Origin of the sequence: Nicoletella semolina, assembly GCF_004345745.1 — a bacterium.
GTDB lineage: Bacteria > Pseudomonadota > Gammaproteobacteria > Enterobacterales > Pasteurellaceae > Nicoletella > Nicoletella semolina.
The window spans coordinates 1-25221 of the sequence record NZ_SLXJ01000003.1 but is presented as its reverse complement, the minus strand read 5'-3'; the positions used below and the strand labels follow the sequence as shown (position 1 = coordinate 25221).

At 39.7% G+C, this 25221-nt stretch carries 25 protein-coding genes, 1 tRNA gene and 1 other RNA gene; 15 read left to right on the top strand and 12 right to left on the bottom strand.

Annotated features, from left to right (window positions below):
• Nucleotides 1-3 precede the first annotated feature (3 nt).
• Entirely contained in the window at nucleotides 4-1467 is a 1464-nt protein-coding gene (gene guaB, locus EV693_RS02865; protein WP_132500888.1) for an IMP dehydrogenase, read from the bottom strand.
• Between the two features lie 189 nt (nucleotides 1468-1656).
• Here guaB and xseA point away from each other — a divergent pair, with 189 nt between their 5' ends.
• Nucleotides 1657-3123 carry an exodeoxyribonuclease VII large subunit gene (gene xseA / locus EV693_RS02860; protein ID WP_132500887.1) on the top strand — a complete coding sequence of 489 codons (1467 nt, stop codon included), beginning with the start codon at nucleotides 1657-1659 and terminating at the stop codon, nucleotides 3121-3123.
• A gap of 150 nt (nucleotides 3124-3273) precedes the next feature.
• Nucleotides 3274-3561, top strand: coding sequence for a 50S ribosomal protein L25 (rplY, locus tag EV693_RS02855; protein WP_132500886.1), 288 nt, complete (start codon nucleotides 3274-3276; stop codon nucleotides 3559-3561).
• A 72-nt stretch (nucleotides 3562-3633) separates the two neighbouring features.
• On the opposite strand, the gene EV693_RS02850 is transcribed toward rplY, so the two are convergent.
• The 5 genes from EV693_RS02850 to EV693_RS02830 all read right to left on the bottom strand — a co-directional run bounded on the left by EV693_RS02850 (nucleotide 3634) and on the right by EV693_RS02830 (nucleotide 8675).
• Complete coding sequence (locus EV693_RS02850) at nucleotides 3634-4881, bottom strand: multifunctional CCA addition/repair protein (protein ID WP_132500885.1); 1248 nt, start codon at nucleotides 4879-4881, stop codon at nucleotides 3634-3636.
• On the bottom strand, nucleotides 4881-5789 hold the full coding sequence (rdgC, locus tag EV693_RS02845; protein ID WP_132500884.1) for a recombination-associated protein RdgC: 909 nt from the start codon (nucleotides 5787-5789) through the stop codon (nucleotides 4881-4883). The genes EV693_RS02850 and rdgC overlap by 1 nt, the downstream gene beginning before the upstream one ends.
• Nucleotides 5790-6061: 272 nt before the next feature.
• A tRNA-Val gene (locus EV693_RS02840) sits at nucleotides 6062-6138 on the bottom strand.
• Between the two features lie 77 nt (nucleotides 6139-6215).
• Entirely contained in the window at nucleotides 6216-7034 is an 819-nt protein-coding gene (gene apaH, locus EV693_RS02835; protein ID WP_132500883.1) for a bis(5'-nucleosyl)-tetraphosphatase (symmetrical) ApaH, read from the bottom strand.
• A 117-nt stretch (nucleotides 7035-7151) separates the two neighbouring features.
• Nucleotides 7152-8675 (bottom strand): class I SAM-dependent methyltransferase, encoded by a 1524-nt coding sequence (locus tag EV693_RS02830; RefSeq protein ID WP_132500882.1) that lies wholly within the window; start codon nucleotides 8673-8675, stop codon nucleotides 7152-7154.
• Nucleotides 8676-8975: 300 nt separating this feature from the next.
• Here EV693_RS02830 and bcp point away from each other — a divergent pair, with 300 nt between their 5' ends.
• Genes bcp through queF form a run of 3 tightly spaced genes read left to right on the top strand, consistent with a single transcriptional unit; the run spans nucleotide 8976 to nucleotide 10869 of the window.
• Nucleotides 8976-9464 carry a thioredoxin-dependent thiol peroxidase gene (gene bcp / locus EV693_RS02825; RefSeq protein WP_132500881.1) on the top strand — a complete coding sequence of 163 codons (489 nt, stop codon included), beginning with the start codon at nucleotides 8976-8978 and terminating at the stop codon, nucleotides 9462-9464.
• A complete protein-coding gene (gene gmhB / locus EV693_RS02820; RefSeq protein ID WP_132500880.1) occupies nucleotides 9454-9999 on the top strand; it encodes a D-glycero-beta-D-manno-heptose 1,7-bisphosphate 7-phosphatase in 546 nt (181 codons plus the stop codon). Before bcp ends, gmhB begins: the two co-directional genes overlap by 11 nt.
• Before the next feature lie 33 nt (nucleotides 10000-10032).
• The gene (gene queF / locus EV693_RS02815) at nucleotides 10033-10869 is read left to right on the top strand and encodes an NADPH-dependent 7-cyano-7-deazaguanine reductase QueF (RefSeq protein WP_165904867.1); all 837 of its coding nucleotides are present in this window, start codon (nucleotides 10033-10035) and stop codon (nucleotides 10867-10869) included.
• A gap of 8 nt (nucleotides 10870-10877) precedes the next feature.
• Here queF and trmJ read toward each other — a convergent pair whose 3' ends face one another.
• From trmJ to EV693_RS02795, 4 genes are all read right to left on the bottom strand, one after another.
• Entirely contained in the window at nucleotides 10878-11597 is a 720-nt protein-coding gene (gene trmJ, locus EV693_RS02810; protein WP_132500878.1) for a tRNA (cytosine(32)/uridine(32)-2'-O)-methyltransferase TrmJ, read from the bottom strand.
• On the bottom strand, nucleotides 11598-12245 hold the full coding sequence (locus EV693_RS02805) for a TIGR04211 family SH3 domain-containing protein (protein WP_424991503.1): 648 nt from the start codon (nucleotides 12243-12245) through the stop codon (nucleotides 11598-11600).
• Between the two features lie 70 nt (nucleotides 12246-12315).
• The gene (locus EV693_RS02800) at nucleotides 12316-13578 is read right to left on the bottom strand and encodes an inorganic phosphate transporter (protein WP_132500877.1); all 1263 of its coding nucleotides are present in this window, start codon (nucleotides 13576-13578) and stop codon (nucleotides 12316-12318) included.
• Nucleotides 13579-13587: 9 nt separating this feature from the next.
• Nucleotides 13588-14268, bottom strand: a complete 681-nt coding sequence (locus EV693_RS02795; RefSeq protein ID WP_132500876.1) for a TIGR00153 family protein — start codon at nucleotides 14266-14268, stop codon at nucleotides 13588-13590.
• 360 nt (nucleotides 14269-14628) lie between these two features.
• Here EV693_RS02795 and pheS point away from each other — a divergent pair, with 360 nt between their 5' ends.
• The 6 genes from pheS (at nucleotide 14629) to ffs (ending at nucleotide 20590) form a co-directional block, all read left to right on the top strand.
• Nucleotides 14629-15633 carry a phenylalanine--tRNA ligase subunit alpha gene (pheS, locus tag EV693_RS02790; RefSeq protein ID WP_132500875.1) on the top strand — a complete coding sequence of 335 codons (1005 nt, stop codon included), beginning with the start codon at nucleotides 14629-14631 and terminating at the stop codon, nucleotides 15631-15633.
• 100 nt (nucleotides 15634-15733) lie between these two features.
• A complete protein-coding gene (gene pheT / locus EV693_RS02785) occupies nucleotides 15734-18127 on the top strand; it encodes a phenylalanine--tRNA ligase subunit beta (protein ID WP_132500874.1) in 2394 nt (797 codons plus the stop codon).
• Between the two features lie 13 nt (nucleotides 18128-18140).
• Nucleotides 18141-18437: an integration host factor subunit alpha gene (locus EV693_RS02780; protein ID WP_132500873.1), complete on the top strand. Its 297-nt coding sequence runs from the start codon at nucleotides 18141-18143 to the stop codon at nucleotides 18435-18437.
• Between the two features lie 78 nt (nucleotides 18438-18515).
• Complete coding sequence (locus EV693_RS02775; RefSeq protein WP_132500872.1) at nucleotides 18516-19055, top strand: C40 family peptidase; 540 nt, start codon at nucleotides 18516-18518, stop codon at nucleotides 19053-19055.
• A gap of 40 nt (nucleotides 19056-19095) precedes the next feature.
• A complete protein-coding gene (locus EV693_RS02770; RefSeq protein WP_132500871.1) occupies nucleotides 19096-20412 on the top strand; it encodes an FAD-dependent oxidoreductase in 1317 nt (438 codons plus the stop codon).
• A gap of 79 nt (nucleotides 20413-20491) precedes the next feature.
• Nucleotides 20492-20590: signal recognition particle sRNA small type (gene ffs / locus EV693_RS02765), an RNA gene on the top strand.
• 31 nt (nucleotides 20591-20621) lie between these two features.
• Here the strand turns inward: ffs and EV693_RS02760 are convergent.
• Nucleotides 20622-21416 carry an MOSC domain-containing protein gene (locus tag EV693_RS02760; protein WP_132501007.1) on the bottom strand — a complete coding sequence of 265 codons (795 nt, stop codon included), beginning with the start codon at nucleotides 21414-21416 and terminating at the stop codon, nucleotides 20622-20624.
• 111 nt (nucleotides 21417-21527) lie between these two features.
• Between EV693_RS02760 and xseB the strand changes: the two genes are divergently transcribed.
• Together xseB and ispA are read left to right on the top strand one after the other, a co-directional pair.
• Nucleotides 21528-21755 carry an exodeoxyribonuclease VII small subunit gene (gene xseB, locus EV693_RS02755; protein ID WP_132500870.1) on the top strand — a complete coding sequence of 76 codons (228 nt, stop codon included), beginning with the start codon at nucleotides 21528-21530 and terminating at the stop codon, nucleotides 21753-21755.
• Nucleotides 21756-21765: 10 nt separating this feature from the next.
• On the top strand, nucleotides 21766-22653 hold the full coding sequence (gene ispA, locus EV693_RS02750; RefSeq protein WP_132500869.1) for a (2E,6E)-farnesyl diphosphate synthase: 888 nt from the start codon (nucleotides 21766-21768) through the stop codon (nucleotides 22651-22653).
• A 116-nt stretch (nucleotides 22654-22769) separates the two neighbouring features.
• On the opposite strand, the gene EV693_RS02745 is transcribed toward ispA, so the two are convergent.
• Nucleotides 22770-23528 (bottom strand): class I SAM-dependent methyltransferase, encoded by a 759-nt coding sequence (locus tag EV693_RS02745; protein WP_132500868.1) that lies wholly within the window; start codon nucleotides 23526-23528, stop codon nucleotides 22770-22772.
• Between the two features lie 243 nt (nucleotides 23529-23771).
• Here EV693_RS02745 and EV693_RS02740 point away from each other — a divergent pair, with 243 nt between their 5' ends.
• Together EV693_RS02740 and EV693_RS02735 are read left to right on the top strand one after the other, a co-directional pair.
• Nucleotides 23772-24194, top strand: coding sequence for a universal stress protein (locus EV693_RS02740; RefSeq protein WP_132500867.1), 423 nt, complete (start codon nucleotides 23772-23774; stop codon nucleotides 24192-24194).
• 389 nt (nucleotides 24195-24583) lie between these two features.
• The coding region (locus EV693_RS02735) for a hypothetical protein (protein ID WP_132500866.1) at nucleotides 24584-25221 on the top strand (638 nt) is incomplete at its 3' end.

Below are 25221 nucleotides of genomic sequence, written 5' to 3'. Positions count from 1 at the left end.
TAGTTAGCCCAAGCGATAGTTTGGCGCTTCTTTGGTAATGGTTACGTCGTGGACGTGGCTCTCTTTGATACCCGCACCACTAATACGAACAAATTGAGCTTTAGTGCGGAGATCTTCGATCGTCGCTGAACCTGTTAAGCCCATACAAGAACGTAATCCGCCCATTTGTTGATGGATAATTTCTTTTAAGAAACCTTTGTATGGAATACGACCTTCTATACCTTCTGGCACGAGCTTATCCGCAGCGTTATCTGATTGGAAATAGCGATCTGATGACCCTTTACTCATGGCACCCAGCGATCCCATTCCACGGTAGGATTTAAATGCTCTGCCTTGGAAGAGTTCAACTTCCCCTGGTGCTTCTTCTGTTCCAGCAAACATTGAGCCAACCATCACACAATTTGCTCCTGCTGCAATGGCTTTTGCAATATCGCCAGAATAGCGAATGCCACCATCAGCAATCACAGGAATACCACGATCTTTTAGTGCTTCGGCAGCATTAGAAATCGCTGTGATTTGTGGGACGCCAACGCCTGTTACAATGCGAGTGGTACAGATTGAACCTGGTCCAATCCCGACTTTAACGGCACTTGCTCCAGCATCAGCTAATGCAATTGCTCCTTCAGCGGTCGCAATATTGCCTGCAATAATGGGTAGATTTGGGTATTTGGCTCGAGTTTCTCGTACTCGTTGCAACACACCTTCAGAATGACCGTGAGAGGAATCAATTAATAATACATCAACACCTGCAGCAACAAGTGCTTCAATCCGTTCTTCGTTACCAGCCCCAGCTCCGACTGCTGCACCTACACGTAAACGTCCAAATTCATCTTTACAGGCATTTGGTTTTTGTTCCGCTTTTTGATAGTCTTTTAAGGTAATCATACCTTGTAATTTGAATGAGTCATTGATGACTAACACTTTTTCAACACGATGTTCGTGCATTAAGTGAAAAATTTCTTCACGTTTGGCATTTTCTTTCACAGTGACTAAGCGATCTTTTGGCGTCATAAAATCAGCGACAGTTTTGCTTAAGTCTGATACAAAACGAGTATCTCGTCCTGTAATGATCCCCACTAAATTACCTTCGCCATCAACGACTGGATAACCCGCAAAACCATTCTTCTTAACGAGTTGTGCAAGTTCAGAGAGCGTCATATCTGGTGAGACGGTTACAGGATCAGAAACGATACCGCTTTCAAATTTTTTCACTTTACGCACACGATCTGCTTGGCGTTCAATGGACATATTCTTATGAATAAAGCCAATACCGCCTTCTTGTGCAAGAGAAATGGCTAATTTAGCTTCAGTAACGGTATCCATTGCAGCAGAAAGCATTGGAATATTTAATCGAATATCTTTAGTTAATTGAGTAGAAAGATCGGCAGTATTCGGCAAGACAGTTGAATGTGCAGGAATAAGAAGTACATCGTCAAATGTAAGAGCTTCTTGTACAATTCTTAGCATAGCAATAATTCCTTAAAAAGGTAAAAAGTAGGTGGAAAAATTGCGAGCGAATTATACAGAAACAAGGCGAATTGTAAATAAATTTAGTGTTGTAATTTTTTATTTGTGCTGTTTTTATATGTTCTTGTTCGTATATGCTCTAGAATATGAAAAGAGACTTTATGTGGATTAGGATAGGCGAGACCCAAGATGCAGCAAAATATTTTTACCGTAACGCAACTTAACGGTTCAATTAAACAACTATTAGAAACGGAATTTGGGCATATTTGGCTAGTAGGAGAAATTTCTAATTTTAGCTGTCCAGTTTCAGGGCATTGGTATTTGACACTGAAAGATGAACACGCACAAGTTCGCTGTGCGATGTTTAGAATGAAAAATTTGCGAGTGGCTTTTAGGCCACAAAATGGCTTACAAGTTTTAGTGCGTGCTAGCGTCAGTTTATATGAACCTCGTGGTGACTATCAAGTGATTATTGAGAGTATGCAACTTGCAGGTGAAGGCGTTTTACAGCAACAATTTGAGGCATTAAAAAATAAATTATCACATCAAGGCTGGTTTGACCCATCGCACAAAAAAAGCTTACCGACATTTATCAGGCGAATTGGCGTGATTACCTCTTCCAATGGGGCTGCATTGCAGGATATTCTCTCTGTACTACAACGGCGAGATCCAACCCTTGAGGTCATTATCTACCCTAGCTTAGTGCAAGGAAAAGAAGCGGCAGGTGAGATCGTTAAAATGATTGAGCTGGCAAATAGGCGTCAAGAGTGTGAGGTACTGATTGTTGGGCGAGGCGGCGGTTCTCTTGAGGATTTGTGGTGCTTTAATGAAGAAGTTGTGGCTCAGGCAATTTACTACTCTTCATTACCTATTGTGAGTGCTGTTGGACACGAGGTTGATTTTACCATTGCTGATTTTGTTGCCGACATTCGAGCAGCAACACCATCGGCTGCCGCAGAGCTAGTAAGTCGAGACAGACAAGAGTGGATTCGTCGATTATCACAATTGCAGAATAGGACAAATTTGGCATTTGATCGGCTTTGGAATGATAAATTGAGTGGTTTTGCTCACTTAAATACACGTTTAAATGCACAAAATCCGCTTAGAATATGGCAACAGCAGCATAAATTACTTTCCATATTACAACAACGATTAGCAAGAGCGATGACCAATTTATTGGCAATGTCTTCTACAAAATTTGCTCGCTTATCTGACCGTTTACATCAGCAACAGCCTCAACAAAAATTAAGGGGGCAGCAGCAACAGCTTAATCAAATGCAACGGCGATTACAAAAAGTATGCCGCATAATCGTTACTCATCAGCAAAATAAATTAGAAAAAATAATGATCAAGTTAGATCAGTCCGCATTAAGTCATCAATTGGCACGCTATAAAAAAGATCATAAATATTTGCAACAGCGTCTGCGTATTGCAATGGTAGCCAAATTACGGCAGCGGCAGCAACAATTCCAATCCATCTGCTTACAACTCGATAATTTAAGCCCGTTGAATGTGCTATCAAGAGGGTATTCAGTTACCTTAGACTCACAAGGAAGAGCGTTGATTAATCCACAAGCGGTCAAAATAGGAGAAAAAATTACTACTACGCTCTCGCAAGGTGAAATCGTCAGTGAGGTAACTGCAATTTATCATTGAGTTTCAGCTACGTTATTTTTGACTTTTTAATCTTTTTTGATTAGAATCTGCCACCGACTTTTTAGTCGAGATTTTAGGGAATAGCTGGGTCGCCTGCTATTTTTGTTTATTTACTCGAGTTGAAAAACTCAATGAATGAGAAATGTATTTATGTCATTTAAATTTGAAGCTGAAGTGCGTGTAGCGCAAGGTAAGGGTGCGAGCCGCCGCCTGCGTCATAATGGTCAAGTACCTGCAATTATCTATGGTGGTTCTGCAGAACCTGTTTCTGTTATATTAGATCACGATAAAGTGAATAATGCACAAGCTCACGATGCATTCTATAACGAAGTATTAACGATCTCTGTTAATGGAAAAGAAGAGCAAGTAAAAGTTCAAGCAATTCAACGCCACCCAACTAAACCAAAATTAGTTCACTTAGATTTTAAACGTGTTTAATCTCTAATGGGCGATGATTTTGATAAAAGCGACTTCGGTCGCTTTTATTTTTTGGGGTATGAGTGGGTATGATCATGAAGATTTATGAGCTATCGTAGAATGCTGTTTAATTGCTAACGCTCTACGTTTATCTAATTCAACACGGATAGCAGATTGTTCAAAACCGTCAGCAATTACCTGCTGCACGCTGACTTGGTTTGCAATATCTAGCAATTGTTTTATGTTGTCTCGTTGTGGATATTCACGTTGTTCAAATCCTAATCGTCCTTTGCTATCTGCTTCACAGACTAGGAGAAAATCAAAAAAACGTTCAGGCTTTCTCCACGCATCAAATTTATTGAATAGCTTTACTATGGTTTCAGGGCGTAGCTCTGCAATTTTATGACAGTGTGTATGGAATTCAGCGGTTAGTTTTGCTAGCGTTTTGTGGTCGTTAGGTACTTTTAAACGGTTAGCTAAATGAGTAGTTGGAGCAACACCTTTTTGTTCGTGTCCATAGTGATGAGGCAAAATTGCTTTCGGCGTGAGTGCTTTGCCTAAATCGTGGCACAGTGCGGCAAACAGCACAGCTTCAGGATTATGAGCTTGATCAATCCGTTTTTTTGCCTGCTCGATCACCAATAAGGTATGAATACCTGAATCAATTTCAGGGTGATGTTTTTCAGGTTGTGGTATGCCAAATAAAGCATCAAGTTCAGGGAAAAGTACAGCTAAAGCACCGACCTCACGCAATACCTGAAAGTAAATTTGTGGCGAGGCAGTTGCAAATGCTTTTTGAGTTTCAAGCCATATTCGTTCTACTGTCAGATGATTAAGCTCACCACAAGCGGTTATTTCTTGCATTAATTTTGCAGTTTCAGGTGCAATTTTAAATCCTAGATGATGATAGCGAGCAGCAAAACGAGCCACTCGTAGGACGCGTAGAGGATCTTCTCTAAATGCGGGAGAAATATGGCGTAATACCCGTTGGTGCAGATCTTTAATGCCTCCGTAAACATCGTGTAATTGACCATTTTTGTCTTCTGCAATCGCATTAATAGTTAAATCTCGCCGTTGCAAGTCTTCTTCAAGGGTAACGGTCGGAGAAAAATCGCAAATAAACCCATTATAGCCATTGCCAATTTTACGCTCAGTTCTAGCAAGTGCATATTCCTCTTTCGTTATTGGGTGTAAAAACACAGGAAAATCGCTTCCCACTTGTTGAAAGCCACTTTTTTTGAGTTGTTCCGTTGTTGCACCAACGACTAACCAGTCTCGATCGCCGACTTCTAAACCTAGCAAGCGATCTCGAACTGCACCACCGACCAAATAAATTTCCATCAAATGCTCTCCTGAATGCCACCAAATTCGGCAATAATTTTTTCGCTAAACAGTCGCAATTCTTCTGTCATCAAGAGAAAATCTGCATCAAAACGTTGTGCTTTATCTTCTTTTAGAATATCTTCATTTTTGTCTCGCACCTCGTCTGTAAATTTTAAACGTAACATCGTGCCGTCTTCACTAAGAACAAAAGAAAAATGCCTCTCCCATTCTAATGCCAGTTTCGTAACAAATTTACCCGCAGCGAGGTGTTGGCTAATCTCTTCACTCTCTAAATCTTGTCTTTTACAACGAATAATACTGCCTGTTTCAAAAGATGTTAATTCCGCTTCTTCTAATAACGTTAGCCAGCTTGGGAGATGCCCTTTGGCAATCCAATTTGTCATTATTTCACTGGGAGATTGCTTGAATGACAATGGTACAACGGGCAAAGAACCTAACGTTTTACGTAGTAGTGCAAGACTATCTTCCGCTCGTTTAGTTGAGGCGGTATCAATGTAAATGAGCTGATTTTCTAAATCTACCCAAAGGGTGGTTAATTGATGTTTGCTGAAAGCACGAGGCAATAACATTGCAATTACGTCTTCTTTAATTGCCTGCTTTTCGTTTTTTTTCAATTTACGCTGTTCTTTTTGTTCTAATGATTCAATACGAGATTCAGTCTCTTTTTTCACAACAGATGAAGGCAACAATTTATCTTCTTTATGTGAGATCAATAAAAGCTGCTTGCCCTGACTAAAATAAAGCAGCTCACTGTTATTGAGTGGTGATGACCAACCAAATTTACTCATATCGCTCTGTTTACAAGGAAAAAATTTATTTTGTTCAAGCAGATCAGAAAATATTTCAGAATCAAAAGAGAACGGCTTTGTTAAGCGATAAATGATTAGATTTTTGAACCACATTATTTATTTATCCTTATTATTTCAATTAGGGCTAGTTTACTATAAACGGTAATATTTTTATGTTATTTTTTAGAAAGTAGTGATGAGAAATTATGAGGAAAAATTGAAAAACTTGCGAAAGAGAAGGGGATCTGAATATGTTATTTAATCCAGTTACTGCGACATTTGCAAAGAAAAAAGATGATAAGAAGAGAAACGAGGGCTGAGAAAAAACTTGCTAGTGCCATTATTTTGAATGTACTGCAATAAACGATGAGAGATTAGGAAAGATAAGATGGTGCGACTGGCTGGACTCGAACCAGTGACCCCCACCATGTCAAGGTGGTGCTCTAACCAACTGAGCTACAGTCGCAATTTGCGTGAAAACGAGGCGAATTATAGTGAGGTTATAATGTTTAGTCAATCGCTTGCTGGTTTGTTTGCTGAAATTTACGCCGCATGTAGGCGAGGTTGAGTAAAAATCTGCTTGTCTTCCCAGCGTAGCATGGTTAAATGGTTTCCCCATACGCAACCTGTATCTAGTGCGTAAATATTTGTTGGGGTCGGGTAGCCGATTAGACTTGCCCAATGTCCGAAGACAATTGATTGCGTTTTAAATAGCGGATTATCTAATTCAAACCACGGTTTTAATATTTCTGGAGCTTGATCAGCTGGCAGTTTGCATTCAAAATCGAGTTGTTTATTGGGGTAGCAAAAACGCATTCGAGTGAATACGTTGATTGCGTAGCGTAATTTTTCTATGCCTTGTAATTGAGGCGACCATTGATTAGGCATATTGCCATACATTTGTGTTAGCAGCTCTGCAAATTTTTCGCTAGAAAGCACCGCTTGTATTTCATTGGCACATTGCAATGTGGTGGCTAGATCCCATTCGGGACTAACGCCTGCGTGTACAAGTAAGAATTGATATTGAGGGTGGTAAGCTGCAAGTGGTTGATTTCTCAGCCAATCTTGCAACTCTTCTCGGTCATCAGCAGAAAGTATGGCTTCAATCCGATCTTTAGGATTTAATGGCTGAATGCCTTGCAAGACGGCGAGTAAATGGAGATCGTGGTTTCCTAATACGACGGTGGCTTGTTTGCCTAGATTTTTGACGAATCGTAGGCAACAAAGTGAATCTTCTCCTCGAGCAACGAGATCACCTGTTAGCCAAAGTTCGTCGTATTGTGGATTGAAATCTGCTTGTTGAAGTAGCTGTTGAAATTCACGAAAGCAGCCGTGTAAATCGCCAATAAGGTAAGTTGCCATAGGATTTAGCGGTAATGGTTTTTTGCAGATGATACCGCATTTCACTAAACTTTGGCAAAGTGAATATTTTTTCCTCCTTCGGGTTAGACAGAAGGAGGAAATCATTGATATTAAAATTTACTCCACAATCCCCAATCTTTTCGCCATTTCAAGACCGTTGGCGAGGAATTCTTCGGCTTGTCGTCTGGCTTCGGCGAGGTTGTCTTTTGGATCTTGGAGGATTTCACCGTCTTTTTTAAGCAATAGGTTGTTGGCTTCTAGTGCTTTAACTGCATATTTACCCCAATTTTTGGGATTTTCACCTGCTAAATAGGCACTTAAGAACAGCAACTGTGGGTGATTATAGCTAAAGGCGGTGCCAGTGACGGGGCTTGCCAGATATAATACCTCAGGATTGCTGTGAGCTTGTGAGAGTAGATACCTATTTAGAGCTTGGGTGCGAGTTTTGTTTTGTTCAATTTGTTCATCGGGCAGCACCAATACCAAATCGCCTTTGGCGTGTAGAATGGTTAAGATCTGAAATAAAATCTCATCTGAGATAGCGGTCAGTTTTTCAGCGATTTGTGCAACAGCTTTAGGTTTGTTATCGGCAAGTAAGTCTAAAATTGGGTTAAAAATATCAGCGACCAGCTCGGTAGAAAGCACATGTGAGGCTTCTAGCTTGACTTGATCACGATTTTTGAGCATTACACGCAGATCATACCAGTATTTTTTGAGCTCGACAGAGTTTAATTCACGCTTGCCCTTGACCCAATAGTCGGCACGAAATTGAGTGTTTAAGAAGAAGTCTTTGACGGTTTGGGCAAAACTTGGGTTGCTTATGGTTGCTAATATTTGTTTTTGGTCGTTATTGAGTGTGGTTTCGGCAAAGTCGTTTAGGTAGTTTGCCGAGCAAGCGTAGCTGACTTTGGCATCATGAAGCATTTGTTCGATTTCTGAAAAATATTGCGGATACCAGTTTTGATTGAGGTATTCGTGAATAATGTAGCTTTTATTCTGTTCTTTTAAATCCTTTAGTCGGGCAGAAATATTTGGATTATTGTTTAGTAAGCGAGGGCTTTTCTCAAAGATCTGTTCAATGTCGTTTAGTGTTTTATCCAGATTGGCAAAATGGTTAGTGCCTGTTGCCGACATAACACGATGATGCTCTGCCATTAGGTGGCGAATTGGAGCAGCTGCTGACCAGCCAGGGAGGGTATTGTAGCTGATGTACAGCACACCACCGATTTTGAGTTTGCGGCGGACAAAATCGATGATGACTTGGCGGTTGTGGTCGGATATCCACGACCAAATGCCGTGCAGGGCGATAAAATCAAATTCAGGCAAGTCATCACGCTGACAAAATTCATCAAAGCCTTGATCGGATAACACACTGCCAGCACCGCTGATTTGATTTAGATGCTGGGCAAACGCTGCGTGCGATGGGTTAAAATCGGTACCATACCAGTGGGTCTGGGTATTGACGGCATTCATATTGATGGTAACGCCTTGACCAAAACCGAGTTCGCAGGCATTGATCACTTCAGGCGGTGCGATGCCCGATGCTAAAAATGGCATAATAATTTGTGAGGGATTAAGGGCTAGATAATAGCCGTAAGTGTAGGTGGTGTCTGTGTTGTAACCTTGGTAAATGTTGGACATAAAAACTCCATCGCAAACCCACACTAATGTGTGGGTTTATTTTATATAAAATAAGGATTAAATCGTGGATTGAGTTCAGCTAGTGGTGATGTAATTAGAAGGTATTCTATCACTAACGTTCATACTACACCACATATAAATTTTTGATAGGAAACTAAAAATCGCTGGCAAGTGGTGTGTTCTCAACACACAATCTAGGAAACTTTTTTCATTTATGGGTGGTGTGAAAAATAGGACAGTCGGCGAAAAAAAGAGGTAAAATAGCAATAATTAAAATAATCTTTTACAAGGAACTTTGTAATGAATTTATTAACCGTTGGACAAAAAGTGCCACAATTTTCATTGCTTGATCAAGATGAGCAAACTGTTTCTATATCGCAATTTTTAGGGAAGAAAGTTGTCGTTTATTTCTATCCAAAAGCCTTGACCCCAGGTTGTACCACACAAGCCTGTGGACTGCGAGATAATCTATCGCAATTTGATGAATTAAATGTTGTGGTGTTGGGGATTAGCCCTGATCTACCTGTGAAATTACGTCAATTTAAAGAAAAAAAATCCCTTAATTTCACGCTACTTTCTGATCCTGATCATCAAGTTGCACAAGCATTCGGTGTTTGGGGTGAAAAGAAATTTATGGGTAAAACTTATGAGGGGATACACCGTGTGAGTTTTTTGATTGATGAAAAAGGAATCATTGAGGCGGTATTTGATAAATTTAAAACATCAGAACATCATCAGAGATTGCTTGATTTTATTCTTGCACAACAGGGGCAAAAAAATGGTAAATAAAGCAATATTTCTCGATCGTGATGGCACGATTAATATCGATCACGGTTATGTATATAAAAGAGATGATTTTCAGTTGATTGATGGCGTGGGGAAGGCGTTAAAGCAGCTGCAAGATAAAGGCTATTTATTGGTATTAGTCACCAATCAATCTGGCATTGCTCGAGGCTATTTTAGCGAAGCGGAATTTGAAAAGCTGACAGAATGGCTAGACTGGTCTTTAGAAGAAGATTATGGCGTGGTGCTTGATGGGATCTATTATTGTCCTCATCACCCAGAAGGGAAAGAGCCTTATCGTGAGGAATGTGATTGTCGTAAACCGCAGGCGGGTATGCTGCTACAGGCAATTGAAGATTTGAATATCGATCCTATGCAGTCTGTGATGGTGGGCGATAAGTTGGACGATTTGTTGGCAGCGGAAAATGCTGGAGTGAAAACAAAAGTGCTGGTTAGAACAGGTAAGATGACTACTGTTGAAGCAGAGCAAAAAGCGGATTTGGTGTTGGATAGTCTCGCACAATTACCTCGCTTTTTTTAACCATCTTGTTTCATTCTAATTGTTAAGGAAAAAATTATGTACGATCATCAAAGTCTTTCCACGTTGAAATTAGGAAAGAAAACCGAATATAAGCACGCTTACGATGCTTCGCTTTTGCAATCTGTACCTCGCCAGTTAAATCGAACCGATTTAGGGATTATGGAAAATCCACCATTTGTTGGGGCTGATCTTTGGACGTTATATGAGTTATCTTGGCTAAATATGAGAGGTGTACCTCAAGTAGCGATTGCTGATGTGGTGATTAATGCCGATAGCCAAAATTTAATTGAATCAAAAAGTTTTAAATTATATTTGAATAGTTTTAATCAGACACGTTTTGCATCTTGGAATGATGTACAAACTACACTGCAACATGACCTGCAAAGTTGTGCAAGCGGTGAAATTTCAGTAAAACTTTGCAAATTAGCGGATTACACGAATCAACCTATTACAACTTTGGAAGGTGAGTTAATTGATGAGCAGGATATTGAGATTAATGATTATCAATTTTCTGTTGAGCATTTAGCACAGGTGGCGACAGGCGAAATGGTTGAGGAAAAATTGGTCAGCCATTTATTAAAATCAAACTGTTTAATTACCAACCAGCCAGATTGGGGAAGCGTGCAAATTCATTATGTGGGTAAGCGGTTAGATCGTGAAAAATTATTGCGTTATTTGGTGTCCTTCCGTGAACACAATGAATTTCACGAGCAGTGTGTTGAGCGAATTTTTTGTGATTTAATGCGTTTTGCAAAGCCAGAGAAATTAACGGTTTATGCTCGTTATACAAGGCGAGGTGGTCTAGATATTAATCCGTTCCGATCCAATTTTGAACCGCTTCCAGCGAACTTGCGTTTAGCTCGCCAGTAGCGGAACAGTTATTTTTGAGCCGTGTATTTTTCCACAGCGGTAAGCATTCCTCGCAGTAGGTTTAACTCAGCCGTCTCAAGTTCTGCTCGTTGATAGAGCCGGCGTAATTTCAACATAACGCTATCGTTACGAATAAAGCCGAGTTGTGTGTATAAACGGTCAGTATGTGCAAAAAAATGTTCTAGCACTTCAGCAGTGGGGTAGTCTGCAAGCGGTGGATTTTGAGGATTTTTTTGCATAGTACGCCAAGCCATTCGTAGCTCATAGCTAACAAGTTGAACCGCCATTGCAATATTTAGCGAGCCGTAATCAGGGTTAGTTGGAATATTAAGATGATAGTGGCATCTTAGTAATTCGCTATTGGTTAGCCCAATTCTTTCACGTCCAAACACAATCGCTATTTTGTTTTTTAGACTACGTTGTAACGCTAATTCTGCACACTCACGTGGTTCAAACAGGGTATTTTGTAGGTGTCTTAATCGAGCACTGGTGCCGATGACAAGCTGACAATTGGCAACAGCGTCATTAAAATTGGAGAAAGTTTGGCAATTTTCTAACAGATCCGTTGCTCCTGCCGCTAATGAGATAGCCTGCTCATCAATAGGTTTTTTTGGTGAAACAAGACATAATTGGGATAATCCCATCGTCTTCATTGCACGAGCAGCAGAACCAATATTGCCGCTGTGAGAAGTTTCAATTAGCACAATTTTAATGTTATTAAGAGACATTTAGTGATTCCAATGTGAACGGCGTTTAGGTAGGAAAATAGACATCAATAATCCAATTAACAGTCCGACAAATAGCACACTGCCACCATAAATAAAATATTGAATCATAATTTCTCTAGTCTCAGTATCTTGAAAGGCTTCTAATTCTCGGTTTTTATTTTTGAGAATGTTGATTTCTTGTTTTAGTCTTGCATTTTGTTCAATTAAATCGTGGCTTTGTTGCTGTGCTTGGATCGTTCTACGCTGCATTTCTGTGGTACGTTGTTGCCAATCTTGATCGATTTTTTGCAATTTGAGACTTAATTCTTGTACTTGCTGTTGAAGTTTAGGTGTGAGTTCCTTCGAACTGGGGATTGTGGTCAGTTCCGAATTGAGTATCCACGCTTCTCGGTTTTTACTATCACGAATGAGGGAATAACGTTCTTTACGTTCTATTAACGTGATTTTTTCACCTGCTGTGATTGTGCCTGAAATTTTAAATTGATCGCTTGGTCCTTTACGCAAATAGGTCTTTAGATTTTCGCTAACATAGTGTGTTGGATAAGCTTGGGAAGATGGTGATGTTTGTGCATAGCTGGAGAAAGACATTCCCAACAGTAAACTTGCTAGTAATGATACAAAAAATAAAGATGAAATTTGCTGCCGCATAGAAAATCCTAGATTGGAGAGAAAATCAAAAGGAAAGCATTAATCACTTTCCTTTTGATTTAATTACAAATTAACGGAAAAATGAGTCTAAAATACGATAAATAATAATTGAAAGAATCGCTCCAGCAGGCAGTGTAATCACCCAAGAGGCTACAATATTTCGGATTACGCCTAGATTTAGTGCTGCAATTCCTCTTGCAAAACCCACCCCTAATACCGCACCAACCAGTGTTTGAGTTGTTGAGATTGGTAGGCCTGTACCTGAGGCTATAACAACAGTAATCGCACACGCAAATTCTGCTGAAAAGCCACGACTAGGGGTTAAATCTGTAATCCCTGTACCAATTGTTCCCATCACTTTGTAGCCCATTATTGCCATGCCAGCAACAATGCCTGCTGCACCTAATGGTAAAATCCACGGGGCTAAGGTATTTTTGCCTGCAATGATACCGCCTTGTTCAACGATGGATACTACAGCAGACAATGGACCAATTGCATTGGCGACGTCATTTGACCCATGAGCAAAAGCCATTGAACAAGCTGTAAGCAGCATTAGAATGCTAAATACTTTTTCAACACCACCAAACGTACCGCCTTGTACACGGTTGGCGAAGGCATTGCTACGGAAATAGAAATAGCAGCCAACGATTGAAACTACGGCAATAATACTTGAAATAATGACAGTTTCTGAAGTAGATAGAGTAAGCCCAACGTGCTTTAAACCTTTTGTCATTGTTACAATGCTCAAAATAAAGGCAGTTAATCCCATATAGAAAGGACCATATTTTTGAGCATTTATCATTGGTTGTTCGGTATCAAAAATTAATTTTTGTGTGCTGCTAAAAATAGTAAATGAAACTAAGCCAGCCACAAGAGGGGTTACAAACCAGCTTCCAACAATGCCACCGAGTTGTCTCCATTCTACCGCTTCGCTTCCTACGGTAACGAGAGAAAATCCGATAATTGCACCAATAATAGAGTGCGTGGTGGATACTGGCCAACCCATTAAACTAGCAATGAGTAGCCAAGCACCTGCAGCCAAAAGGGCAGACATCATTCCTAAGACTAAAGTGTCAGGGGTATGGGTAAATAAACTAGGATCAACAATGCCACTTTTTATTGTCTCAGTAACTTCTCCACCTGCTAGATAGGCGCCTGCAAATTCGAAGATCATGGCAATAAAAATTGCTTGTTTAGCGGTAATTGTACCTGATCCCACGGAGGTTCCCATTGCATTAGATACATCATTAGCCCCTATTCCAAACGCCATTAAAAAGCCGAAGATAGTAGTAATGATGATAATTAGCTGTCCATATTGTTGAATAATTTCCATTTTGTTCTCCTATGAGCGTGCTAACATTAGTTCAATACGTGATCCAACACGCTGTGCTTGATCAGCTAGTACGCCAACCCATTCAATGATTTTATATAAAAATATAATATCAATCGGATTATATGATGATTCAATTCCTAACAATCCTTTGCGTAGGATAATTTGTAATTGATCCGTATCATCTTCAATAGTATCTAGCTCTAAAATCATCGTATTGACAAAGTTAAGTTCACGTCCACGAAAACCTGTTTCAAGCAGTTGATCCATCTCATTAATCACTTTGTCAGATTGAATGGTAGCATCAAGGCTGCGAGCTAAGAAATGGATAAAATCAGTGCGAATTTCCGAAGGGATAGATAATTGACGACCAATGACACGCCCTGAAATATCTTTTGAGTAATTGGCTAATTTATCAAGTTGTGTAACGAGTTCTAATAGATCGGTACGTTCTAGTGGCATAAATAAGCCACGAGGTAATTTTAATCGAATTTCACGTTTAAGTGCATCAGCACGACGTTCTAGATCAATGATTTTGTTGCGAATTTCTTCTGCATCTTCCCAACGATTATCAAAAGTAGCTTCAAAGAAAGGAATTAATAATGTACAACATTCAGTTACTTTTTTTGAATGTTTTTGTAATGGCTTAAGCGGCGAATGTGCGAATAATCCTAAAATATTATTCATTGCCATAGAGGTATCTCCATAAAATAGATCAGATTAAATTAAGCAACGTAATACAAAAATACGCCACCTGCGTTCTTATATTCGGTGCTATTTTAGCGTATGTTGTGGGGAAGATCACGAATTAATCTCCCACGAGCGGTTAGATAGATGAAAGATTTTGCAAATAGTTTACAAAATAAGAGAGTTTTTGAACAAGTATAAATCTTGAATTATACTTCGAAAAGAAAATGAAGAGCGTTTAAAATCAATGTGTTAGTTGTAATAAAAATTTACAAGCTCCGCTAGACGTATTATCATTTGTTTTTGTCATCATCAAATAAATATTCAGTTGGTGAACATATTTTTATTATTGAGTAGAGGGTTGGTATGCAAAATTTAGAATCTATTGCTGAGCAATTGGAAAATATTGTGGCACAAGCAATTTCAGCGATTAAGAAAGCAGAGAATGTGGCAGGTTTAGAAACACTACGAGTTGAATTTTTTGGAAAAAAAGGACACTTTACGGCATTAATGCAGGGGTTACGTGATGTGCCAGTAGAACAACGTCCTGCTTTTGGAGCAAAAGTGAATGAAGCGAAGCAGCTTGCACAAAATGCACTGAATAGCAAAAAGGAAGAACTCGAGAATGCGGAATTAAATGCTAAATTAGCAAGCGAAAGCATTGATGTCAGCTTACCAGGGCGAAAAATGGAGTTGGGAGGATTTCACCCTGTTTCGATAACGATTGAGCGAGTGGTGAAGTTTTTCTCTGAATTAGGATTTAGCGTAGAAAAAGGTCCAGAGATTGAAACCGATTATTATAATTTCGATGCGTTGAATATTCCCGCTCATCACCCAGCAAGGGCTGATCACGATACTTTTTGGTTTGATGCTCAACGTTTGTTGCGTACCCAGACTTCAGGCGTACAAATTCGTACAATGGAAAAAATGCAGCCGCCAATCCGTATTATGGCACCAGGACGAGTATATCGTAATGATTATGATCAAACTCACACGCCGATGTTTCACCAAATCGAGTTGTTGTATGTGGATAAAAAAGCGAATTTCACCGAGTTAAAAGGTCTGCTCCACGACTTCTTACGCCGCTTTTTTGAAGAGGATTTGCAGGTTCGGTTTCGTCCATCCTATTTCCCATTTACTGAACCTTCTGCGGAAGTTGATGTGATGGGGAAAAATGGTAAATGGCTAGAAGTGCTAGGCTGTGGAATGGTTCACCCAAATGTGCTTCGCAATGCAGGTATTGATCCAAATGAATATTCAGGTTTTGCGGTAGGTATGGGCGTGGAGCGTTTGACTATGCTACGATACAATGTAACGGACTTGCGAGCGTTCTTTGAAAATGATCTGCGTTTTTTAAAGCAATTTAAATAGTCATAGATTAACAAGGATATAGATTAACAAGCGGTCGTTATTTGTTTGATTTTTGCAAATTTTTAAACGACTAATAGAATTATAATGAAGGGGATAGAGAATGAAATTTAGCGAATCTTGGCTGCGAGAGTGGGTGAACCCTACTATTTCAACAGAGCAGCTATGTGAACAAATCACTATGCTAGGACTAGAAGTGGATAGCGTTGAACCCGTTGCTGGACAATTTAGTGGTGTTGTTGTTGGGGAAGTGGTTTCAGCAGAGCAACACCCTGACGCTGATAAATTGCGGGTTACAAAAGTCAATGTGGGTGGCGAGCGTTTATTGGATATTGTGTGTGGTGCGGCGAATTGCCGTGCTGGCTTGCTGGTGGCTTGTGCTACAGAGGGAGCTGTTTTACCAAATGACTTTAAAATTAAGAAAACTAAATTGCGTGGTCAAGTTTCAGAGGGTATGCTTTGTTCATTTTCTGAACTAGGCATTGGCATAGATACTGATGGAATTATTGAATTGCCAGCCGATGCGAAAGAGCATATTGGTGAAGATTTGCGTCGTTATTTAACGCTTGATGATAATACGATTGAAATTAGCTTAACGCCAAATCGAGCAGACTGTTTGAGTATTACTGGCATTGCTCGAGAAGTGGGTGTAGTTAATCAAATGTCTGTAAACACGCCTAAAATTGAGCCAATTAAAGCGACGATTGCGGATAAAATTGCGATAGATTTACAAGCGTCGGAAGCTTGCCCTCGCTATCTTTTGCGTGTGATTAAAAATGTCAATGTAAAAGCACCATCACCATTATGGCTACAAGAAAAGCTACGCCGTTGTGGTGTTCGTTCTATTGATCCTATCGTGGATATTACCAATTTAAGTTTGCTAGAACTAGGACAGCCAATGCACGCCTTTGATATGGGGAAAGTGGCTCAGCCTATACAGGTTCGTTTTGCAAAAGAGAATGAAGAATTGCTCTTGCTTGATGGAACAACAGCTAAGTTACAGTCAAACACATTACTTATTTCTGATCAAAATGGACCGCTTGCAATGGCAGGGATTTTTGGCGGAAAAGAGAGTGGCGTGAGCAGTGAAACTCAAGATATTCTCTTAGAAGCGGCATTTTTTGCACCACTTGCGATTGCGGGTCGTGCTCGCCAATATGGTTTACATACTGACGCTTCACATCGTTTTGAGCGTGGCGTTGATCCAGAATTGACCTATCAAGCAATGGAACGAGCAACAGCCTTAATTCTGGAGATTTGTGGTGGACAAGCTGGCGAAATTAATGTAGCGGAGAATAATGAATATCTACCTCAATCAAAAGAGGTAACATTACGCCGTAGTAAGCTAGATAGCTTATTGGGTCATCATATTGAAACAGAGGTCGTTACCGATATTTTTACTCGTTTAGGGTTTAATGCGGTTTATGCTGATGAGGTCTGGACAGTGAAATCACCAACGTGGCGGTTTGATATCGAGATCGAGGAAGATCTGATTGAAGAAATCGCTCGTATTTATGGTTATAACAGCATTCCAAATAATGCACCTTTGGCACATTTACAAATGAAAGGGGTGCCTGAAAAGGTGTTGGAAGAGAAGAATATTCGAGCAGTTCTGGCGAATAATGATTATCAAGAGGTGATTACTTATAGCTTTGTTGATCCAAAGATTCAACAACTTTTACACCCTGAGCAAGAAGCTCTTATTCTTCCAAATCCTATTTCGAGTGAGATGTCGGCAATGCGTGTCTCTCTGCTGACAGGCTTATTAAATACTGTGGCTTATAATCAAAATCGCCAGCAAAATAGAGTGCGTATTTTTGAGACAGGACTACGTTTCCTTCCTGATGCAAATGCTGAAAATGGTATTCGCCAAGAAGCTGTGTTAGGAGCGGTGATTACAGGGGATAAGCGTTCAGTACACTGGGAAAGTAAAGGTGAGAATGTGGATTTCTTTGATTTGAAAGGCGATGTGGAACGTATTCTTTCTTTGACTAGTAAACAAGACAATGTGCAATTTGTTGCTAAAATATTCCCAGCATTACACTCAGGACAGTCGGCAGCTATTGTGGTTGATGGTGAAGAAGTCGGCTTTATCGGTACGCTCCACCCCAAAATTGCACAAAAATTAGGTTTGTCTGGTAGGCCAATTGTATTTGAGCTGCGTCTTTCAGCTATTGAAGAACGCCTTATTCCAAATGCAAAAGAGATCTCTCGCTTCCCTGCTAACAAGCGTGATATTGCGATTGTTGTTGATAAAACGGTATTTGCAGGTGAAGTTTTAGAAACTTGTCGTCAAATTGGTGGAGAAAAATTGGTCGCAGCTAATTTATTTGATGTATATCAAGGAGAGAATTTACCAGAGGGTAAGAAGAGCCTTGCAATTAGTTTAGTGGTTCAAGACACAGAAAAAACACTTGAAGATGAAGAAATTAATGCGGTTGTTCAATCAATTCTTGAAACTTTATCTCAACGTTATCAAGCCTTGCTACGAGATTAGTGTAGGGGGAAATATGACACTGACTAAAATGGATATAGTTGAAAACCTAGTTGATAAATGTGGGCTTGAACAACAAACTGCGAAATGCTTTGTGGAGCAATTTTTTGAGGAAATTCGTGTTGCGTTAGAGCAAGGGGATTATGTAAAACTTTCTGGGTTTGGCAATTTCTTATTACGAGAAAAACAGCCTAGACCAGGACGTAATCCTAGAACAGGCGAAGATGTAATCATTTCAGCACGCAGGATAGTTTCATTTAGACCAGGGCAAAAATTGCGAGAGCGAGTTGGACAAGCGAAAGTTAAGACGTAATTATTATTCTCTTATTAAGGCATTCTATTATTGAGTGCCTTTTATGTCGGCTATTTCATAGGATATGTAAATAACAAAATGGAATGTAAAAAAATAAAGAAAACCATAATTGGAAAGAGTCGTTTCTTATTCATTATAGGGACATCAATATTATTGGCAGCTTGTGCGAACCAAACAGGCGAAAAGGTATCAAATAAAACAACCAATAAAATATTTGCTATTCATCAAACTTCAATCAGCGATCCGATTATGACGATCGCTCATCTAAGTGAACACCAACGAGAGTGGAAAAATACTCGCTATCGTTTAGGAGGAAACAGTAAAAGGGGGGTAGATTGTTCTGCATTTACGCAAATTACTTATCGTGATTTGTTTGGCATTAAATTACCAAGAACAACAGTAGAACAGGCAAAAGCTGGCAATAAAGTGGATAGAAAAGACATTCGTACAGGCGATCTAGTCTTTTTTAACACAGGTAGAGGACCGAACGGCAAGCATGTTGGGGTGTATGTTAAAAATGGTCAATTTCTGCACGCTTCAACGAAAGGTGGTGTGATTTATTCAGATATAAATTCCCCTTACTGGTCGAAAGCATTTTGGCAAGCTCGCCGTTTGTAGTTATGAAAATATGTCGTATAAAATAACCTAGGAGTTAGAAATGAAACAAACCAAAAATCTTATCATTGGCTTTGGTAAGGCAGGTAAAACGCTGGCGGCAACCTTTGATAAACACGGCGAGTCGACCATTTTGGTGGAAGAATCTGCCCAAATGTATGGCGGAACTTGTATCAATGTGGGCTGCATCCCCTCCAAAAAATTACTATTTGCAGGCAAAAAGCACGATTTTGCCTCTGCAATGGCTCAAAAAACCGCCCTCATTTCAGCCTTGCGTCAGGCGAATTTTAAAAAAGTGGACGATTTAGCGAATGTTGAGGTGATCAACGCTACGGCAAGTTTTGTCAATGACCACACGGTTGAGCTTTCCACAGGCGAGCAAATCACCGCTGAGCGTATTTTTATCAATACAGGAGCGGTCAGTATTATGCCAAAAATTGCAGGCATTGACGGCAAGCGGATTTATAACAGCACACAAATGCTCAATCTAGGCGACACTCAAGACAGCCACCCTGAGCGTTTGGTGATTGTCGGCGGCGGATTTATTGCGTTGGAATTTGCCTTTATGTATCAAGCCTTTGGTAGCAAAGTGAGTATTATTGAGCTAAATGACACTCTGCTGGCAAAAGAAGATGACGATGTGCGTGAAGTGATGCAAGGGCTGCTGGCTGAGCGTGGTATTGAGGTACATCTTGGCACAAGCGTTGAGCAGTTTGTAGAGCAAGATACGCACACCGAAGTGCTGACCAATAAACTCACGCTTGAGGCTGATGCGGTACTGGTGGCGATTGGCAGACGTGCCAATACAGACGGATTGAAATTAGAAAACACTTCAGTGCAGCTTGATGAGCGTGGCTATGTGGTTTGCAATGACAAATTAAAAGCCAGCGACCACATCTGGGCATTGGGCGATGTGGCAGGCAGCCCACAGTTTACCTACATCTCGCTTGATGACTATCGCATCGTGGTGGACGATTTGTTTGGCAGTGGCACAAGAAGCCGCAATGATCGCCAAATTTTCCCAACCAGTGTCTTTATTGAGCCGCCCCTTTCGCACATCGGTATGACCGAAAAACAAGCCCGTGCCAGTGGCAGGGATTATCAAGTCGCCAAACTGCCAGCAAACAGCGTACCAAAAGCCAAAATCGTCAATCAAACGCAAGGCTTCTTAAAAGCGATTATTGACAAACAGACTCGTGAAATCCTAGGCGTAACGCTGTTTTGTGAAAACAGCCACGAAATCATCAACTTATTTAAATTGGCGATGGATAACGGCATCAAAGCGGATTATTTCAAGAGCCAAATCTTCACTCACCCAACCATCAGCGAAGCAATCAATGACTTGTTTGGGCAGTTTTAACAATAATTTAGCTTGTACTATAAGTAAGATAGCATTATAATCGCAAGCCTTACACATCAAGTGTAATTCTATGAGGGCATTTTCGGTCGCTTGCAATAACGTTCGGTTTACTCGGTCAGGTTCGGAAGAAAGCAGCCAAAGTCGAAATGTTTATGTGCCGAGACTTAGCTGGAGGTGCCCTCACCTTTTATGCTTCCATTTTGTTGTCCTCATCTTTTTTCCAACACTTTCACTGTATCTCCACAACGAATTACACCACTATTTTGAGGTACTAAATGTATCCCAAAAATTGGTTTACCTTGCTCATTTGTATGATGTTGTTTCAAGGTTCTAAAGGGTTCAACGTTAGGATCAAGTTCAAGTGTGTGTGGATTTCGTGTAACTAACACACAACGAGTGCAATGTTGTGCAAATTGCAAAATGACATTGCCAATTTGAATACGCCGCCACTGTTCCTCTTCAAAAGGAGTATGACCATTAATGACAATATTGGATCGAAAATGTGCCATACTGACAGCGATAGGAGACCATTTATTTAGTTGTTTAAGCGAGCATTCAGAGGTAAGTAGAATTGGATTGCTGTCAGCAAAGCTGAGGGGATTTTTAGCGAAAGTTTCCACAGTTCGCAAGCCCTGTTCTCCAATCCAGCGTAATTGAACTTCTCGTCCAATATATTGCGAAAGCCACGAGTTTACTTTTTTAGGTGCGACCCAAGAGAGAAAATGTGTCCCCCATACTTCGCTTGTTTGAGTGTGCGTAAAATCACGGTAAAGTGCGATGCACTGTTCACCTTTTTCATCACAAATCACAATACCTAACGGGATAGGAAAGGCGGTGAGGCGATAAAGTGAGCTATCTTTACGAGCAGTAATAAATTTTCCAGTGGTTTCTGTTAGCATAAACTCACGATCGAAATGTAACCCTTGGGGGAGAATAAAAGCTTGTGAGACTTGATAGGCTTGAGTTGATTTAATGGGATAAAGATTCAGTTCTGTGACTTGCATCATATTCTCCTAAATGATGTTTTATCTTAAATTACTTTGCACGATAGCAGAAAAAAATCTACTTTTATAGTATTCTCAAGTAGAATGAAGTTCTATTTATCGGAGGAATAAATGGCTAAAAAACCAACACAAGACTTTGAAAGTACGCTCAAGGAATTAGAAGACATTGTTTCACGTCTAGAGGGGGGGGAGCTGCCACTTGAAGAGGCATTGAGTGAATTTGAAACTGCGATCAAATTAGTACAATTTGGGCAAGAGAAATTACAAAAAGCGGAGCAACGCATTCAAATTTTATTACAGAAAGATGAGAATGCTAGCCTTTCGGATTACACACCATAAGGAATGAAAGATGAACTACGCACTCAATGCAGATCTCGCACAATGCCAGCAACGTGTAAATGATTTTCTTGCAAAAAAATTGGCAGAACAGACCGCTTGTAAAAGTCCCTTATTTAACGCTATGCGTTACGCTGTACTGCTAGGTGGTAAACGAATTCGCCCATTTTTGATTTATGCAACGGGCAGAATGCTTGGCGTTGCTCTGGATAAATTGGATCATTGTGCTACAGCGATGGAAGCCATTCATGCTTATTCGTTAGTACACGATGATTTACCTGCAATGGATAACGACAAATTACGCCGTGGTCAGCCAACCTGTCATATTGCCTTTGACGAAGCAACCGCCATTTTGGCAGGCGATGCGTTACAAAGTTTTGCCTTTGAGTTGATCACACAAGATCCAAATTTAACGGATAAGCAAAAGGTTGCACAATGTCTGGTATTATCAGGATCTGCAAAAGCGATGTGCTTAGGACAAAGTTTAGATTTACTTTCTGAACATAAGGTAGTGTCGTTAGCAGAATTAGAACAGATTCATAGCTACAAAACGGGTGCGTTAATTGAGGCGGCTATTTTGATGGGGTTTAACCTTTCAGAATATGTCAATCAGTCAGAGATAAAGCAAAAATTAATTGCTTATGCACAAGCGATTGGTTTAGCTTTTCAAGTGCAAGATGATATTCTTGATGTGATTGGCAACAGTGAACAAATGGGGAAAAATATAGGGGTTGATCAGGCACTAAATAAAAGTACCTACCCTAAATTATTGGGTTTAGAAGAGGCAAAAAATAAAGCTCAAGAATTATACCAAACAGCGTTAAATGCACTAGCGGAATTACCTTTTGATACAATTGCGTTAGAGAGTTTAGCGAGCTTTATCATTCATCGTGAAAGCTAAAAATCTGCAAAACGATGTGGATGAACATTAATGTTAAACAATATGGATACATTGCGTGTGTAAGCGGTCGAATTCTTGCAATTTTTTGCAAACTGATCGCCAACACATGCAATTTTTTATTTTTGGCTGCACACTGCGATAAAGCCGAGTTTATTTTCAGGATCATTAAATGTGTTGAACATTTTTTTGAAGGTTTCTCGGTTTTCTGGTTTGAGAGCATTTTTAATAATTTTAAGTGTGCCTAAAATACCTTCATCGTGAATTAACCCTTTAGGGGAGAGTAAACTCATCTCACCAGTAAACGTTTCTACGTTACGAAAGCCACAATTTGAAAAGGTGTTTTTCCAACCTGCTTTAGTGAGCGGTGTAACGGAAATATTGATCGCATTTCTTAGCTTGTCTAGTACAACTTGAGTATTATCCTCACGATTGAGCATAACATCGTGAGTCAGTAAAAGTCCATTTGGCTTTAGCACTCGAAAATATTCACGAATGGCTTTTTCTTTTGCTTCAATAGGAAGCATTGTGAGCATTGCTTCGTTAATAACAATATCAAAAGTGTTATCTTCAAAAGGTAGCCTTGTCGCATTGCCACGCTGAACCTGAACAAGATCGCTAACTTCTTGTTCATTAATATTGACTTTTGCCTTTTTTAATGCTTCTTCATCAATATCAACACCTGTGATTTGACAACCAAACTGTTTAGCAATTTGAATGGCGGTTGTCCCCATATTACAAGCCACTTCTAGCACTTTTTTCTCTGAATGAAAATTAGCGTTAGCAATCAGCCAGTCTGTTGCTAATTTACCGCCTGGGCGTAAGCGTGTTTTACCAAGACGTGCTAAAAAGTGATGACCGACTTCCTCTTTTTTCATACCAACCTCATCTGTGTAAAATTTTCCAAAAAATCGACCGCTCGCCATAAAAGTTAGACCTATTATATTGATGTTAGAATAGAAAAAATAAATCCAACAAGCGGTGTAAATAATGCGAATTATACGCTTTTTAGCATAAATTTTTTACGATCAATTTGTAAATTTGAGAACGAGTTCAAGTTTTTGTTTAAAAGAATATGCTAATATCACGATTGAAAATCGTTCATTAGATAAGGAGATTTTATGTATAAACATATCCTAGTTGCAGTAGATCTTTCAGAAGAGAGCCTAATTTTACTCCGTAAGGGGGCGAGTCTAGCTAAAAAATGTGAAGCTAAACTGTCTATTATTCACGTTGATGTAAATTTCTCTGACCTTTACACTGGATTAATTGATATTAACCTTTCTTCTATCCAAGACTGTGCTTCGCAAGATTCTCATCAGGCGTTGGAAGCATTATCTACTAAAATTGACTATCCTATTACAGAACGACTAAATGGAAGAGGTGATTTTAGTCAGGTGCTAGAAGAAACGATTGAAAAATATCAAATTGACTTATTAGTAACAGGACATCACCAAGATTTTTGGAGTAAGTTTATCTCATCAACACGTCAAGTGATGAATAATATCTCTGTTGATATGCTTGTTATCCCTCTTAATGATTAAGGCTTTTGTTCAATTCTCTTCGAGCCAGAAGAAAATTAGTGAAACTTTCAACGTAGAGAACTACAAAAACTGCGAGAAAAACGGTTTTACGAGTAACAAAGTAAAGCCGTTTTGGTCTTTTTTATGCCTTTAATAGCTTTCTCTAATCAGCCAGAAAAGTGTTTTTGGCAATACAATTAAATAATCTGATTGAAAGGTAATTTCATATATTCCCTATGCTGCGTTATTCGCACTGCTTTTCCTCTTTAGCTAAAACAAAAATAAATTTTTTATCTATTTTGAGTGTAGTCGCTTGACAAAATATGCGGGGGGGGGGGGGGGGATAATCCGTGGTTAAGTCGCTGTCTGTATTAGACAGCGTAATATTACTTAACTTGGAGAATAATATTATGCAAAAATCTGTGTTTAGCTTAAAGAAGTCTGTTGTGGCTTTGGCTGTGTTGAGTGTGAGTGGTGTGGGGGTGGCTCAGAGTTCCAGTTCACTTGTTGATCCAAAGTTGAGTGTTTCTCAACAAGCCGATAGCCTATCTGTTTTGGGGCAAAGCCAAGAATATCTTAATAATAGACATGAGCAAATCTCAGATAATGTGAAAACAGAACTTGAACTTCTTACTCTCGATAGTTTTGCAAAGATTACTTATAATGGCGTGTATGCGAATGGGATTTATAAACGTATGCAGGAATTACTACCGTCTTTGCCAATGCCTCAACAAAAATTAATGTTAGGCTTAGCAGAAGCACAATATCTTAAGGTTACGGAAGTGCTAAGGAATAAGTCAGAAATAATGGAAAATATCGGAAATGGTAAAAAAATTGGAATCAAAGAGTTAGCTACACAAGCACAAGAGATATTAGCAGACAGAAATTTATCTAATTCATCATTGGTATCAATGAAGTTGCTACCATTTGGAAACAGCCCCAAAGACGCTGCTCTAATCGCCGCCCTAAAGAACCAGTCTATTATCAATCAGAAACTACAAGAACTGACGGTTGGTTCACATAAACAATTAAAGCTAGACATTGACCG